Genomic DNA, 14357 nt, shown 5'->3' with positions numbered 1-14357 from the left:
GCCCTGGTGGGGTGGCCGCATGGATGCCAATGCGTTCACCGCGCCGGGCCTGCCGTGCTGATGGGCTTCGGAGTCTCGATGGCCTGTGCCGTCGGTGCGTGCGCTCGTCGCGGGGGCGGGGGTCGTCGCGACGGGGCTGCCCTGTTCGCCGTCGGCGCGGGCTACGCGACCGAACTGCGCGCCCGCAAGGCGGCCCTGGCGTCATGACGCTGTTTCCCGTCTTCGCCGGGCTGGTGGTCGGCCAGGTCGCGCTCCGCGGGCTGCTGGCGCATCCGCTGCTGCCGCTGTGGGTGAAGACGTCGGTCTTCTGGACGGTGCCGCTCACCGCGGTCACCTGGATGTTCATCATGGCGGCGGACGATCCCTTCCTGTTCCCGGAGACCGCCCCCTGCCCCCGGGAGCCGTACCAGGAGGGCGTCATCGGGAGCGGAAAGGTCTCGGGAGTCTCCACCCCGTTTCCGCCGCGGGCCTACTGCGAGTGGGAGGACGGCACCGTCTACGAACTGGCTCCCGGGGCGGAGTTCGTCTTCTGGGTGTTCTTCGCCCTGACGGTCGTACCGCTCGCCGCCGGGCTGTGGCACGCCCTGCGGGATCCGCAGTCGCTCCTGCGGTAGGCGGCCCCGCACCCGGGCGGGCGGATGCGGGGCCGGCCCGTCACCCGAAGGCCTCCGCCAGGGCCTGCGGCAGGGGTCCGGTGTGCAGAACGCCCAGCCGCTGGGTGGCCCGGGTCAGGGCCACGTACAGGTCGCTGGTGCCGTAGCGGCCGGGCTCGACCACGAGGACGGAGTCGAACTCCAGGCCCTTGGCCTGGCGCGGGTCGAGCAGGACGACCGTCCGGGTGAGGTCGGGTTCGGCGCCCGCCGTGACGCCGTCCAGCCGTGCGGCGAGGGAGCGGTGGAGGTCGCGCGGGGCGATCACCGCGAGCCGGCCCTCGGCGGGGGTGAGTTCCGCCACCGCCTTGGCCACGGCGCCCGGCAGGTCGTCGGTGGCCCGGGCCCAGGGGCGCACGCCCGTGGAGCGGACCGAGCTGGGCGGTTCGAACCCCGGCTGCTCGGCGCGGACCACGGCCGCCGCGACGTCCATGATCTCGGCCGGGGTGCGGTAGTTGACGCCCAGCCGGGTGTGCTCCCAGCGGTCCTCGACGTACGGGGAGAGGATGCCCGACCAGGAGCCGACGCCGGCCGCCTCCGCCGTCTGGGCCGGATCGCCGACCAGGGTCATCGAGCGGGTCGGGCTGCGCCGCATCAGCAGCCGCCACGCCATCGGCGACAACTCCTGCGCCTCGTCGACGATGATGTGCCCGAACGCCCAGGTGCGGTCGGCGGCTGCGCGCTCGGCGGCGCTGCGGTGGTCGTCCTCCTCGTGCCGCTCGGCGAACCGCTCGGCGTCGATGATGTCGTGCGCGGACAGCACCTCGGAGCTCTCGGGGGCGCCCTCCTCCTTGTCCTCGAACTCGTAGGTGCGGGACGCGTACGACACGTCCAGCACGCCCTGCGCATAGGCGATCTGCCGCTCCCGTTCGCGCTCGGCGCGCTCGCGGGCGAGCCGGTCGTCGTCGCCGAGGAGTTCGGCGGCCTCGTCGAGCAGCGGCACGTCCGCGACCGTCCAGCGCCGGGTCACCGGGCGGCGTACGGCCTCGGCGTCCTCGGCGGGCAGGAACTCCTCCGGCGCGGCGAGGAAGTCCGCCACGAGCCGCTGCGGGGTCAGCAGCGGCCACAGCCGGTCGACGGCCGACCACACTTCGGGGTTCTCGGCGAGATCGTCGCGGATCTGGGTGATGTCGCTGGGGTCGAGCAGGCTGGACCCGTCGAAGGGGTCGGTGCCGATCCGCTCGGCGTACAGGTCGGTGAGGGCGTTGAGGATGTGGCCCTCGAAGTGCTCGCGGGCGGCGTTGTGCGGCAGCTTGGCGGCACGGGTGCGTTCACGGGCGACGTTGACCAGGCCGTCGTCGAGCATGAGGACCTCGCGGTCGTGCTCGATGGCGATCACCGGGTCGGGCAGCGCCTGCCGGCTGCGCACGACCTCGGCGAGCACGTCGGCCATGCCGGCCCGGCCCTTCACGGCGGCGGCCTCGGGTGTGTCGGTCGCGGTCGCCTTCACGCCGGGGAACAGCTCGCCGACGGTCGCGAGGAGCACCCCCGTCTCTCCGAGGGAGGGCAGCACCTCTCCGATGTAGCCGAGGAACGCCGGGTTGGGCCCGACGATCAGCACGGCCCGCTTGGCGAGCAGTTCCCGGTGCTCGTAGAGCAGGTAGGCGGCGCGGTGCAGGGCGACGGCCGTCTTGCCGGTGCCCGGGCCGCCCTCCACCACCATGACTCCGCGGTGCGGGGCACGGATGATGCGGTCCTGGTCGGCCTGGATGGTCTGCACGATGTCGCCCATGCGGCCGGTGCGCGCGGAGTTGAGGGCGGCGAGCAGTACGGCGTCGCCCGTCGGATCCTCGTGGCCGGTGCGGGTCTCGTCGCCGAGGTCGAGGATCTCGTCGTGCAGATGGGTGACCCGGCGCCCGTCGGTGGCGATGTGCCGGCGGCGCCTGAGGCCCATCGGGGTGTGGCCGGTGGCCAGGTAGAAGGGGCGGGCGACATCGGCGCGCCAGTCGATCAGGACGGGGGTGCGCTCGGCGTCGTCGGTGCGCAGGCCGATCCGGCCGATGCGGTGGGTGACGCCGGAGGTGAGGTCGATCCGGCCGAAGCACAGGGAGCCGTCCACCGCGTTCAGCGCGGCGAGCAGCCCGGAGCGCTCCGCCACGAGGATGTCCCGCTCCAGTCTGGCCTGCATGGGGGTGTTGCCCTGCCCGAGCGCGTCCGTGACGGAGGTCTCGGCGTCGCCGCGCAGCGCGTCCACACGCGCGTACAACCCGTCGATGAATTCCTGTTCCTGTCGCAATTCATCGTCCGGAAATTCGGTGTTTGACAATTCCACTCCCGCCCGGATATACTGTGCTCACTGAACTTCACTGTGACTTCAATCGACTTGAAGTCACGAACAGACAAATATACGCAAGGAAATCCCCCGAGCGCAATTGCTCGGGGGATTTCCTGTTGTCGGGGCGGGTCGCCCAGGAGGGTGCTGAAGATCTTGGCCGGATCAGCGAGCGGCGCCCGGCCAAGATCTTCTAGCACCCCCCTAGATCACGTCGGCGAGCTCCTCCAGCAGCTTCCGCTTGGCCCGCGCCCCCACCATCGCCTTCACGGGCTCGCCGCCGCGGAACACCATGAACGTCGGCATCGACAGCACCTTGTAGGCGTTGGTCGTCGCCGGGTTGGAGTCGACGTCGAGCTGCACCACCTTGAGCCGGTCCCCCTCCTCGGCGGCGAGGGCCTTGAGCACCGGCCCCATCTGCCGGCAGGGCGGACACCAGTCTGCGGTGAACTCCACCAGCACCGGCAGCTCCGCGCCGAGCACCTCCACCTCGAAGTCCGCGTCCGTCACGTCGGTCACAGAAGTCACTCCGGTCACCATGGGTCCCCTCCCAGCTCGCACACGGGCTCCGGACCGCCCGGAACCTCCGCCTCGGCGGCCAGCTCGGCCCGGGCAAGCTGCCGCGCGACCGTGTCCCGGACGGTGGTCAGCTCACCGATCAGGGAATCCAGTTCGCCCAGCTTGCGCCGGTAGACCGCGAGCGACGCCGGGCAGGAGTCGCCCTCGGGGTGCCCGGCCCGCAGGCACTCCACGAACGGCCGTGTCTCCTCCAGGTCGAACCCGAAGTCCTGGAGCGTCCTGATCTGCCGCAGCAGGCGCAGGTCGCTCTCGTCGTAGGTCCGGTAACCGTTGCCCGTACGCCGCGCGGGCAGCAGCCCCCGAGACTCGTAGTACCGCAGCGTCCGCGTCGTGGTCCCGGCCCGTGCGGCCAGCTCGCCGATTCGCATGTGCTCGAACGTAATCCTTGACCCCGGCGTCAAGGCAACAGCGGTTTCCGCTCCACCGGGGAGGTGAGCACGATCGACGTGGTGGTGCGGCCCAGCGCGGAGACCGCCTCCAGGACGTCCTCCAGATGGACGGTGTCCCGGACGGCGACCTTGAGGATCCAGCAGTCCTCCCCCACCACGTGGTGCACCTCGGTGATCTCCGGGCGCTCGATCAGCTCCAGCGTCCTGGGGTGCTTGAGGGTGTAGCCGCCGTGCGGGTTCACCCGGATGAACGCCTGGATGCCGTAGCCGAGCCGGGCCGGCACGACGTGGGCGCCGTAGCCGCTGATCACGCCCGCCGCCTCCAGCCGCCGCACCCGCTCGGTGACGGCCGCGGGGCTGAGCCGGACCCGGCGGCCCAGCTCGCTGAGCTTGATCCGGCCGTCGGTCTGGAGCAGCTGGAGGATCTGCCGGTCCAGCGCGTCGAAGGCCACCGAGGTTTCGTCGGCGGCGGTCCGCAGATGCCGTGGTTCTTTCGGTGCGGCGGCCTGAACTCCCATGGTTCCCCCTTCAGGGCGTGGATGAACGCCGGGAGAATTATGGCCATGGAAAAGACCCTGAACGTCCTGGTCATCGGCGGCAATCGATACGTCGGAAAGCGTCTCCTCGCCCGGCTGCTCGCCCAAGGCCACCGTGTCACCGTGCTGAACCGGGGTTCCTCCCCGCCCCCCCCCGGGGTGGAGCACCTGCGCGCCGACCGGGACGACGAACGGTCGCTGACCGACGCGCTCGGCACCCGCGTCTTCGACGTCGTCGTCGACCAGGTCTGCTACACCCCGCGCCAGGCCGCGATCGCCCGCCGCGTCTTCACCGGACGCACCCGGCGCTATGTGATGACCTCCACGGTCGAGGTGTACGAGTACGAGGACTCCGCCGCCCTGGTGCGCGAGGAAGCCGTCGACCCGTCCACCGTCACCGTCGACCCCGGGCTGCCCTGGGGCGATCCCACGTTCCTGGAGGCCCACTACGGAGAGGGCAAGCGGCAGGCCGAGGCGGTCCTCGCCGCCGGGCCGGGGTTCGGGTCCACGGTGGTGCGGGTGGCCCATGTGCTGGGCGGGGACGACGACTTCACGGGCAGGCTGGCCCACTACGCCGAGCGGATACGCACCGGCGAGCCGATCGCCGTGCCGACGGCGAACCGGCCGGCCACGTACGTGTACGTCGAGGAGATCGCCAGCTGCCTGGCCTGGGCGGCGGGCGAGGACTTCACCGGGCCGGTGAACGCCGCTTCCTCCGGGACGCTGAGCACCGAGGAACTGTGCGCGGCGGTGGCCGCCCATGTCCCGGGCGGCCGGGCCGAGTTCCGGCACGTCGAGGTCGGCGAGATCTCGCCGTTCTCCTTCCGCCGCTCCTACGGCATGGACAACGCCCGGGCCGCCCGGCTCGGCTTCACCTTCGGCGAGGCCCGGCAGTGGCTGCCGCGTGCCGTCGCGGAGACGCTCGGGAAGGGCGGCTGACGTGCGCTACAGGACTCTCGGCGGGCTGCGGGTGAGTGCGGTCGGGCTGGGCGCGATGCCGCTGTCCATCGAGGGACGGCCGGACGAGGAGCGTGCCGTGGCCACCGTGCACGCCGCGCTCGACGCGGGCGTGACCCTCCTGGACACGGCCGACTCGTACCACCTGCCGGGCGCGGAGCCCGGGCACAACGAACGTCTGGTGGCCCGCGCGCTCGCCGCCTACGGCGGTGACACCTCCTCCGTCCTGGTGGCGACGAAGGGCGGCCGCGGCCGCCCGGCGGGTGGCGGCTGGACGGTGAACGGCCACCCCCGGCACCTCAAGGCCGCCGCCGAGGCGTCGCGCAAGCGGCTGGGCGTTGAGGCGATCGGCCTCTACCAGCTGCACAAGCCCGACCTCGCCGTGCCCTTCGAGGAGTCGGTCGGCGCGCTGCGCGAACTGCTCGACGCGGGCACGATCCGGCTGGCCGGTGTGTCCAACGCGGACGCGGAACAGATCCGCCGGACGTACGAGATCCTCGGCGACCGGCTGGTGTCGGTGCAGAACCGGTACTCCCCGGCCGTCCGGGACGGTGAGCCGGAGCTGCGGCTGTGCGAGGAACTGGGGCTGTCGTTCCTGCCGTGGAGCCCGTTGGGCGGCCTGGCCCGCAGCTCCCTGGACGGGCCGTCGCGCACGGAAGGGGAACAGCGCTTCGCCGCCTTCCACGCGGTGGCGGCGGAGCGCGGTGTCAGTCCCCAGCAGATCGGGCTGGCCTGGCTGCTGGCCCGGTCCCCGGCGGTTCTCCCGATCCCGGGAGCGAGCCGGCCGCGGACGATCAGGGACTCGGCGGCCGCGGCGGACCTGCTGCTCACAGCGGAGGAGCGGGTACGCCTGGACGAGTCCACCGAGCCGGTTGGCGCCTAGGCCGTCTCGCGCCGAGGTACCGCAGGGGTACGTGCCACACAGGACGTGCCGGTTGCACGCCTTACGGGTGGGCCATGCGACGCGCGGGCGCTCCCGGAGCCCGGCACGCGCGTGGCGCCTGCCGCCTTCGGCAACAGGCGCCACTCTCGCGACCGGTCCTAACGGGCCCCGGCCGACTCCAGTTCCTTGTCCTGCCCGGCGGGCTCGTCCGCCGGCTTCGCCCTGCCGGGCAGCAGCAGCGCCACCGCCACCGTGCCGACGCCGAGGATCACGGCCCCGATCAGGCTGGTGTGCGCGACCGCGTCGGAGAAGGCGGACCCCACCGCGTCGGCCATCTGCCTGGCGCCGTCGCCGAGTTGCCCGGCCTGCGCGCGCAGTCGCTCCGCCTGCTGCGGGTCGCCGGTGTGCGCGGCCTGCTCGGTGAGCTGCCGGGCCTTGTCGCCGAGGCCCCGGGCGACGGCGTACCCGGCGCCGACGGAGTCCTGGGCCGTGGACAGGGCGTCGGCGGGGAGCTTGCTGCCGGCCGTCGCGTCCGAGAGGTGGCCGGAGTAGGAGGTCGCCAGCAGCGAGCCCAGAATGGCGATGCCCAGCGAGCCGCCGAGCTCCAGCGACGTGTCGTTCACCGCGCCGCCGACGCCCAGCTCCGCCTCCGGGAACGCCCCCATGATCGCGTCCGTGCAGGGCGACAGGGCGAGCCCGATCGAGAGGCCGAGGACGACCAGCGGCGCGACGAAGTCGCCGTACGACGAACCGGAGCCGACCTGGGTGAGCAGCGCCAGGGCCGCCGTGCCGCCGACCATGCCGGCCGTGACGGTCCACTTCATGCCGACCCGGGGCGTGAGGAGACCGGTGAGGGCCGCCCCCACGAACACGGCGCCCGCCAGCGGCAGCATGCGCACGCCCGTGTCCAGGGCGTCGTAGCCGAGGACGAACTGGAGGTGCTGCGTCAGGTAGTAGAAGGCGCCGAAGACCGCCAGGAAGAACAGGGCGACGGCGAGGTTGGAGCCGGCGAAGCCGCGGTTGGTGAAGCGGCGGACGTCGAGGAGCGGGCGCGGGTGGCGCAGTTCCCAGAGGACGAAGGCGACGAGCCCGGCTCCGGCGACGACCGCCGCCGTGACGGCCTTGACGCCCCAGCCGAAGTGCGGCCCCTCGATGATCATGTAGACCAGCGCGGCGATCCACGCCACCGAGAGCAGTCCGCCGCCGTAGTCGATGCGTCCGCGGTCCGCGGCCTTGGACGGCGGTACGAGGACGAGGGCGCCGATGAGGCCCAGGAGCGCGACGGGGACGTTGATGAGGAACGTCGAGGACCAGCCGTGGCCCTCCAGCAGCGCCCCGGCGACCAGCGGTCCGGCCGCGATGGCGAGTCCGGCCGTGGCGGTCCACAGGGTGATGGCCTTGGCGCGTTCGGCGCGCGGGAAGGTCGCGGCGAGCAGGGACAGCGTGGCGGGCATGATCATCGCGGCGCCGGCGCCCATCACGGCCCGTGCGGCGATGACCGTCGTCGCGCTGTCGGCCAGGTAGCCGAAGACGGAGCCGCCCGCGAACACGACCAGCCCGAGGACGAGCGCGCCCCGGCGGCTGTACTTGTCGCCTATCGCTCCGAGCAGCAGCATCAGCGCGGCGTACGGGACGGTGTAGCCGTCGATCACCCACTGGAGGTCGGCGCTGGACAGCCCGAGGTCCTCGGTCATGGCGGGCGCGGCGACGGTGAGGGCGGTGTTGGCCATCACGATGATCAGCAGGCTGAGGCAGAGCACGAGGAGCGCCCACCAGCGGCGTGCGTAGGGGCGGTCCATCCTCTCGGCCGGTTCGTTCATGACGAGTCGCATGGCAGGGGTTGCCTTCCTCGCTGTCTTGCACATGGATGTGCATTTACACAACGCTGTGCAATCTACGCCGTTGCACAGCGCTGTGCAAATCGCTGGGGGAAGGGGCACAATGGCGACCATGACCACGGGAACCAGCCGCGCCGACGCCAACCGTCGCCGCATCCTCGACGTCGCCCTCGCCGAGCTGCTGCGTGACCCCGACGCGTCCATGGACCAGATCGCACGGGCCGCGGGCGTCGTACGGCGGACGGTGTACGGGCACTTCCCGAGCCGTGAGGCGCTGATCAGCACGCTCGTCGACGAGGCGGTCCAGGCCCTGTCGGCCGCGCACGCGGCGGGCCGCGAGGACGTGCGGGAACCGGCGGAAGCGGTGGCGCGCTCGGTGCTGGCGGTGTGGGCGATCGCCGACCGCTACCGGTTGCTGGTCGCCCTCGCCCAGCGCACGGTCACCATGCAGGGCATCCGGGAGCGGCTCGCCCCGGTCCGGGAAGCGAGCATCGGGCTGCTGCAGCGAGGGCTGGACGAGGGCGTCTTCAGCTCGCCGCTGCCGGCTCCGGCTCTGGCGTATGTGCACGAGCAGATGCTGTTCGCCGTGATGGAGGCCGTGAACGACGGGCTGCTGGCAGCGCAAGAGGCGGGCCGCTGCGCCGCGGTCACCGTACTGACCGCGGCGGGCGTGCCCGCCTCGAAGGCCACCGAACTGGTGGCGAAGCTGAACGCGTGAACTTCTCGGTGTGTGGACCGGGCGGCTGAGCGACGGGGGGACACCCAGCCGCCCGGAGTCTGTGGGGCGGCGCGGCCGTCAGGCCTTCGCCAGCTCCTTCTCGGGGCCCTGCTCGGGCACCTCGACGTGGTCCTCGGCCGGACCGCCGTGGCCGTCGTCGAGCAGCGTCTTCTCGTCGAAGGGCAGCTGACCGGCGAGGACCTGGTTGACCCGCTCCTTGTCGATCTCCTTCGTCCAGGTGCCGATCAGCACAGTGGCCACGGCGTTGCCGGCGAAGTTGGTCAGGGCGCGGGCCTCGCTCATGAAGCGGTCGATGCCGACGATGAGGCCGATGCCGTCCACCAGGGCCGGCTTGTGCGACTGCAGACCGCCGGCCAGGGTCGCGAGACCGGCGCCGGTGACACCGGCGGCGCCCTTGGAGGCGACCAGCAGGAAGAGCAGCAGCGGGATCTGCTCACCGACCGACATCGGCGTGCCCATCGCGTCGGCGATGAACAGGGACGCCATGGTCATGTAGATCATGGTGCCGTCGAGGTTGAAGGAGTAGCCGGTCGGGACGGTGATGCCGACCACCGGCTTGCTGACGCCCAGGTGCTCCATCTTCGCGATGAGCCGCGGCAGCGCGGACTCGGAGGAGGAGGTGGACAGGATCAGCAGGAACTCCCTGCCCAGGTACTTGAACAGCGTGAGGATGTTCAGGCCGGAGATCACGCGCAGCAGGATGCCGAGCACGATGAAGACGAAGAGGAAGCAGGTGACGTAGAAGCCGAGCATCAGCACGGCGAGGCTCTTGAGCGCGTCCAGGCCGGCGGAGCCGGTGACGGCGGCGATGGCGCCGAAGGCACCGATCGGGGCGGCCCACATCACCATGGCGAGGATGCGGAAGACGAGCCGCTGGATGTGCTCGATACCGCGCAGGATCGGCTGGCCGGCCGAGCCCATGCCCTGCAGCGCGAAGCCGGCGAGCAGGGCGATCAGCAGGGTCTGCAGGACCGACTCGTTGGTGAAGGCGGAGACGATCGTGGTCGGGATGATGCCGAGCAGGAACTCCGTGGTGTCCTTGGCCTCGGCGTCGACCTGCGCGTGACCGGCGTCCTTGATCGCGTCGGTCACCGCGAGGCCGGTGCCCGGCTCCAGGATGTTGCCGACGACCAGGCCGATGCCCAGCGCGACCAGCGACATCACCATGAAGTAGCTGAGGGCGATACCGCCGACGGCACCGACCTTGGCGGCCTTGCGCACCGAGCCGATGCCCAGGACGATCGTGCAGAAGATGATCGGCGAGATCATCATCTTGATCAGGGCCACGAAGCCGGTCCCGATGGGCTTCAGCCCGACCGCGAAGTCGGGTGCGGCCAGGCCCACCGCGATACCGGCGGCGACCGCGATGATCACCGCGATGTAGAGATAGTGCGTGCGGTCCCGCTTGGCCTTGGGTGCGGCAGGTGCCGTATCGGCTGCGCTGGTCACGGCGGCCCTCCTTGACGACGTCGTCGGCATCACCGGCGTGCGGCTCACGTCCGGGGGAAAAGGGAGCGGGGAGCTCCCGGAGATGCGTTATGGGGAATGCCGTGACTATGTCCTGCTGTGTGAGCGCGGTCACCCTTCCGTTCATATAGTTCACAATCAGCCACGAGGCAGACTGACGACATGCGTCTCTCCGTCCCCGGCCCCCGCAGTCTGGCGGGCCAGCTCTTCGCCATGCAGGCCGTCCTGATAGCGGTCGTCGTGGCCGGATACGCGCTGTTCTCCTACGTCAGCGACCGCAGCCAGGCCGAGGAGGCCGCGCGGCGCCAGGCCAGGGCGGTGGCGCGGTCCGTCGCGGACTCCCCGTCCGTGCTGGCGGCGACCCGCACCGCCGACCCGTCGGCCGAGCTCCAGCCGTACGCGCTGAAGGTGATGCGGGACACCGAGGTCGACTTCATCACGATCATGGATCCGCGGGGCATCCGCTGGACGCACCCCGACCCGCGGCAGATCGGCCAGACCTTCCAGGGCCACACCGCGCAGGCGCTGCGCGGCAAGACGTTCACCGAGACCTACACGGGCACGCTCGGTCCGTCGGTCCGCGCGGTCACCCCGATCATGGACGGCCCGCGGGTGGTCGGCCTGGTCAGCGCGGGCATCAGGGTCGAGGAGATCACCCAGCGGGTGCAGGACCAGCTGACGGCCCTGCTCGGCGTCGCGGCCGGCGCGCTGGTGCTGGGCGCGGTCGGCACGTACGTCATCAACGCCCGGCTTCGCCGCCACACCCACGGCATGAACGCCGCCGAGCTGAGCCGGATGCACGACTACCACCAGGCCGCCCTGCACGCCGTACGCGAGGGGCTGCTGATGCTGGACGGGCAGTACCGTGTGGCGCTGATCAACGACGGAGGACGTGAATTGCTCGGCGTGGCCGGGGACGTGGTGGGCAGGTCGGTGGCGGAACTGGGGCTGCCGGCCCCGCTGACGGGCGCCCTGCTGGCGTCGGAGCCGCGGGTGGACGAGGTGCATCTCACGGCGTCCCGGGTCCTGGTGATCAACACCTCGCCGGTGTCGGGCGGCGAGCGGCGCGGCACGGTCGTCACCCTGCGCGATGTCACGGAACTCCAGTCGCTGATGGGCGAGTTGGACTCCGAGCGGGGATTCACACAGGCGCTGCGCTCTCAGGCGCACGAGGCGGCGAACCGGCTGCACACGGTCGTCTCGCTGATCGAGCTGGGCCGGGCGGAGGAAGCGGTGGAGTTCGCGACGGCCGAGCTGGAGCTGGCGCAGGCCCTGACGGACCAGGTCGTGGCGGCGGTGAGCGAGCCGGTGCTGGCGGCGCTGCTGCTGGGCAAGACGGCCCAGGCGAACGAGCGGGGCGTGGAGCTGATGGTCTCGGAGGACAGCAGCCTGGACGACGGCCTGCTGCCCGAGACCCTGCCGGCGCGGGACCTGGTGACCATCCTCGGCAACCTGATCGACAACGCCGTGGACGCGGCGCAGGGCAGCGTACGGGCCAGAGTGACGGTGGCGGCGTACACCCGGACCTCCGACGACACCCCGGAGCTGGTGCTGCGGGTCTCGGACACCGGCCCGGGCGTGGACCCCGAGCACGCCGAGGCGGTCTTCCAGCGCGGCTTCTCGACGAAGCCGGCGGGCCCGGGCGGCCGGGGCCTCGGACTGGCGCTGGTACGGCAGACGAGCCAGCGGCACGGGGGCTCCCTGGCGGTGGCGGAGGCCGACGGAGGAGGGGCGGAGTTCGAGGTACGGCTGCCGCTGCGGGAGCCCGGGACGGCGGCCGAGAGCGCGCCCTTGGCGGTTCCGGCGGCCAGAGGCGCTGGAGGCGACGCATGACGAGCAGCGGGAAGACCATCCGTGTCCTGGTGGTGGAGGACGACCCGGTCGCCGCCGACGCCCACGTCCTGTACGTCGGCCGGGTGCCCGGCTTCGTGGCCGTGGGCAAGGCGCACACGGGCGCGGAGGCCCGCCGGGTACTGGACCGCACGCCGGTGGACCTGCTCCTGCTCGATCTGCACCTGCCGGACGTGCACGGGCTGCACCTGGCCAGGTCCCTGCGGGCAGCCGGTCACCACGCGGACGTGATAGCGGTGACGTCGGCGCGCGATCTGGCCGTCGTCCGCGAGGGCGTCTCGCTCGGGGTCGTGCAGTACGTCCTGAAGCCCTTCACCTTCGCGACCCTGCGCGACCGCCTCGTGCGCTACGCCGAGTTCAACGCGGCGGTCGGTGAGGCGAGCGGCCAGGACGAGGTGGACCGGGCGCTCGCGACCCTGCGCGCACCGGGCCCGGCCGCGCTGCCCAAGGGGCTGAGCGCACCGACGCTGGAGCGGGTGACGGTGGCCCTGCGCGACAGCGCGGAGGGCCTCACCGCCGCCGGAGTCGCGGAGTCCGTGGGCATCTCCCGCATCACGGCCCGCCGTTACCTGGAGCATCTGGTCGACGCGGGCCGCGCGGCGCGCCGCCCGCAGTACGGCACGGTGGGGCGCCCGGAGTTGCAGTACCGCTGGGTCACGGGCCAGTGACGGTCCATCAGTCGCCGGCCTGAACCGCCCCACACCCCTTGATCTGCCTGGGCCACGCGACTCAGCTTCACGACGCGGCCGTCCCGGCCGCAACGCGGTGCGCCCTCATGGGGCCGCCGCCGTTCAGTCCGCCGCGCCCTCCGGGAGCACGCCCGCCCGGAACGGCTCGACCCCCTCCTGCCTCCGCACCCGCGTCGGCTCGATCAGCAGCATCACCCGGCGCTCGCCCGGCAGCAGCCACGGGTAGCGGTCCTCGCCGAGGTACTTCCGCGCCAGCCGGTCCATCGACCGCTCCGCGGCCTCCCCCTCCACGAACCGCACCACTTTCCCGCGGATCTCGGCGCGGTCGTAGGGGTCCGCGGGGTCGTGGTGCGACAGCGAAACGTACGGATTGCGCCGCAGGTTCTCCTCCTTCACCCGCCCCATCGAGGTGTTGACCATGACGTACTCCCCTTCGATGTCCGCCCACATGGGCGACACCTGAGGCGCCCCGTCCGCCCCCACCGTCGCGAGATGCCAGAAGTTCGGCGCGAGAAGACGCTCGCGCATATGCCCGTTGAGCTTGCCGTTCATGTGCGTCACTGCCTTTCCGGGCCCGCGATCACCGGACCCGGCGCCATCCTCGCCCCGCTTCCGCCCCGGCCGGAAGACGATCTCCGGCCCCGGTCGAACCCGCCGGTAGCCGTAGCTTCCTACAATCCGTGATCCTGGCCGAACAGACCGTAGTCAGCCCAGACCCACCGCCCTAGCTTGTGGCCCGTGCGCCGACCTTCAGCCCGCCCCAGCCACTCCCCTCCCTCTCCCCCGGCCCCGTCCGCCCCCACGGCCCCGCCCTTCAACGCCCCCGCCGCCCGCCGGCTGCGCGCCGCGCTCGGCATGGCACCCGAGCACGTCGCCTACGGCATGCGTGTCTCGTACGGGCATCCCCACATCACCCCGGACCACGTGATGGCCTGGGAACGCGGGGCCGCCGCCCCGACCAATGCCGAACTCACCGCACTCGCGGGCGTGCTGTGGTGCTCGCCCGCCGAACTCATCGGCAGACCACGCACCCTGCGCGAACACCGCATCGCCCGCTGCCTCGCCCCGGAGGACGTGGCCCGGGCCGTGGGGCACGACGTGCAGGCGTACCTGCGCATGGAGGAGACCGACACCTGGCGCGGCACGGACCGCCAGTCCGCCGCCCTCGCCGATCTGCTCGGGCTCGGCCTGCCCGACGTCGTCACCGTCACGGGCCGGGACGCCAAGCTCGGCGACCTGCTGCGCAGCGCCGCCACCACCCGCTGGCAGGCCTACGTGCGCCCGGTGGCCAGACTCGTGCCCCTGGACCGGCGGTTTTTGGAGGGGGCCCTGCGGGGCCTGCACGAGGACTACCAGGGGCACATGGCCGCCACCCTGAGCTGGGGCGGCGGCAGCGGTGACGCGGGCGGTGCCGGCCAGGACTTCCTCGACCGGATCGTGGAGCACTTCTGGACGAAGCTCCAGGACGACACCGACCTGGGGGCCGGCTAGAAGCTAGAAGACAGAG

General features: G+C 72.0%; 14 protein-coding genes. 7 read left to right on the top strand and 7 right to left on the bottom strand.

From position 1 onward, the window contains the following. Window positions 1–203 precede the first annotated feature (203 nt). Window positions 204–614, top strand: coding sequence for a hypothetical protein (locus A4E84_RS27750; RefSeq protein ID WP_062929148.1), 411 nt, complete (start codon window positions 204–206; stop codon window positions 612–614). A 40-nt stretch (window positions 615–654) separates the two neighbouring features. Here the strand turns inward: A4E84_RS27750 and A4E84_RS27745 are convergent, their stop codons facing one another. The 4 genes from A4E84_RS27745 to A4E84_RS27730 form a co-directional block, all read right to left on the bottom strand. Continuing rightward, complete coding sequence (locus tag A4E84_RS27745) at window positions 655–2886, bottom strand: HelD family protein (protein ID WP_062929147.1); 2232 nt, start codon at window positions 2884–2886, stop codon at window positions 655–657. A 240-nt stretch (window positions 2887–3126) separates the two neighbouring features. Next, entirely contained in the window at window positions 3127–3441 is a 315-nt protein-coding gene (locus A4E84_RS27740) for a thioredoxin family protein (protein ID WP_062929146.1), read from the bottom strand. Window positions 3442–3455: 14 nt separating this feature from the next. Continuing rightward, on the bottom strand, window positions 3456–3869 hold the full coding sequence (locus tag A4E84_RS27735) for a MerR family transcriptional regulator (protein WP_062929145.1): 414 nt from the start codon (window positions 3867–3869) through the stop codon (window positions 3456–3458). 29 nt (window positions 3870–3898) lie between these two features. Continuing rightward, window positions 3899–4408 (bottom strand): Lrp/AsnC family transcriptional regulator, encoded by a 510-nt coding sequence (locus tag A4E84_RS27730; protein WP_237305011.1) that lies wholly within the window; start codon window positions 4406–4408, stop codon window positions 3899–3901. 45 nt (window positions 4409–4453) lie between these two features. On the opposite strand from A4E84_RS27730, the gene A4E84_RS27725 reads away from it, so the two are divergent. Together A4E84_RS27725 and A4E84_RS27720 are read left to right on the top strand one after the other, a co-directional pair. Then, window positions 4454–5365 (top strand): NAD-dependent epimerase/dehydratase family protein, encoded by a 912-nt coding sequence (locus tag A4E84_RS27725; RefSeq protein WP_079129404.1) that lies wholly within the window; start codon window positions 4454–4456, stop codon window positions 5363–5365. Window position 5366: 1 nt separating this feature from the next. Then, window positions 5367–6266, top strand: coding sequence for an aldo/keto reductase (locus A4E84_RS27720; protein WP_062929143.1), 900 nt, complete (start codon window positions 5367–5369; stop codon window positions 6264–6266). A gap of 158 nt (window positions 6267–6424) precedes the next feature. On the opposite strand, the gene A4E84_RS27715 is transcribed toward A4E84_RS27720, so the two are convergent. Beyond that, on the bottom strand, window positions 6425–8098 hold the full coding sequence (locus A4E84_RS27715; RefSeq protein ID WP_062929142.1) for a DHA2 family efflux MFS transporter permease subunit: 1674 nt from the start codon (window positions 8096–8098) through the stop codon (window positions 6425–6427). A gap of 109 nt (window positions 8099–8207) precedes the next feature. Between A4E84_RS27715 and A4E84_RS27710 the strand changes: the two genes are divergently transcribed. Beyond that, window positions 8208–8822, top strand: a complete 615-nt coding sequence (locus tag A4E84_RS27710; protein ID WP_062929141.1) for a TetR/AcrR family transcriptional regulator — start codon at window positions 8208–8210, stop codon at window positions 8820–8822. Window positions 8823–8900: 78 nt separating this feature from the next. Here the strand turns inward: A4E84_RS27710 and A4E84_RS27705 are convergent, their stop codons facing one another. Beyond that, on the bottom strand, window positions 8901–10292 hold the full coding sequence (locus A4E84_RS27705) for a cation:dicarboxylate symporter family transporter (RefSeq protein ID WP_062929140.1): 1392 nt from the start codon (window positions 10290–10292) through the stop codon (window positions 8901–8903). Between the two features lie 180 nt (window positions 10293–10472). On the opposite strand from A4E84_RS27705, the gene A4E84_RS27700 reads away from it, so the two are divergent. Together A4E84_RS27700 and A4E84_RS27695 are read left to right on the top strand one after the other, a co-directional pair. Then, window positions 10473–12143, top strand: a complete 1671-nt coding sequence (locus A4E84_RS27700; protein WP_062929139.1) for a sensor histidine kinase — start codon at window positions 10473–10475, stop codon at window positions 12141–12143. Then, window positions 12140–12829 (top strand): response regulator, encoded by a 690-nt coding sequence (locus A4E84_RS27695; RefSeq protein ID WP_062929138.1) that lies wholly within the window; start codon window positions 12140–12142, stop codon window positions 12827–12829. Before A4E84_RS27700 ends, A4E84_RS27695 begins: the two co-directional genes overlap by 4 nt. A 123-nt stretch (window positions 12830–12952) precedes the next feature. Here the strand turns inward: A4E84_RS27695 and A4E84_RS27690 are convergent, their stop codons facing one another. After that, window positions 12953–13402, bottom strand: coding sequence for a PPOX class F420-dependent oxidoreductase (locus tag A4E84_RS27690; RefSeq protein WP_062931638.1), 450 nt, complete (start codon window positions 13400–13402; stop codon window positions 12953–12955). A 177-nt stretch (window positions 13403–13579) separates the two neighbouring features. On the opposite strand from A4E84_RS27690, the gene A4E84_RS27685 reads away from it, so the two are divergent. Continuing rightward, window positions 13580–14341: a transcriptional regulator gene (locus tag A4E84_RS27685; RefSeq protein ID WP_079129139.1), complete on the top strand. Its 762-nt coding sequence runs from the start codon at window positions 13580–13582 to the stop codon at window positions 14339–14341. The last annotated feature ends 16 nt before the right edge of the window (window positions 14342–14357 follow it).

It is taken from the genome of Streptomyces qaidamensis (genome assembly GCF_001611795.1).
In the GTDB taxonomy this organism is placed as follows: domain Bacteria; phylum Actinomycetota; class Actinomycetes; order Streptomycetales; family Streptomycetaceae; genus Streptomyces; species Streptomyces qaidamensis.
The sequence above is the reverse complement of the archived record's forward strand: the minus strand, read 5'-3'. Positions and strand labels throughout refer to the sequence as shown.

Bases quoted from the DNA above. Each gene is read 5' to 3' on its own strand.
- A4E84_RS27750 (WP_062929148.1), top strand. From the start codon at position 204: ATGACGCTGTTTCCCGTCTTCGCCGGGCTGGTGGTCGGCCAGGTCGCG.
- A4E84_RS27735 (WP_062929145.1), bottom strand. From the start codon at position 3,869: ATGCGAATCGGCGAGCTGGCCGCACGGGCCGGGACCACGACGCGGACG.
- A4E84_RS27730 (WP_237305011.1), bottom strand. From the start codon at position 4,408: ATGGGAGTTCAGGCCGCCGCACCGAAAGAACCACGGCATCTGCGGACC.
- A4E84_RS27725 (WP_079129404.1), top strand. From the start codon at position 4,454: ATGGAAAAGACCCTGAACGTCCTGGTCATCGGCGGCAATCGATACGTC.
- A4E84_RS27715 (WP_062929142.1), bottom strand. From the start codon at position 8,098: ATGCGACTCGTCATGAACGAACCGGCCGAGAGGATGGACCGCCCCTAC.
- A4E84_RS27710 (WP_062929141.1), top strand. From the start codon at position 8,208: ATGGCGACCATGACCACGGGAACCAGCCGCGCCGACGCCAACCGTCGC.
- A4E84_RS27700 (WP_062929139.1), top strand. From the start codon at position 10,473: ATGCGTCTCTCCGTCCCCGGCCCCCGCAGTCTGGCGGGCCAGCTCTTC.
- A4E84_RS27695 (WP_062929138.1), top strand. From the start codon at position 12,140: ATGACGAGCAGCGGGAAGACCATCCGTGTCCTGGTGGTGGAGGACGAC.
- A4E84_RS27690 (WP_062931638.1), bottom strand. From the start codon at position 13,402: ATGAACGGCAAGCTCAACGGGCATATGCGCGAGCGTCTTCTCGCGCCG.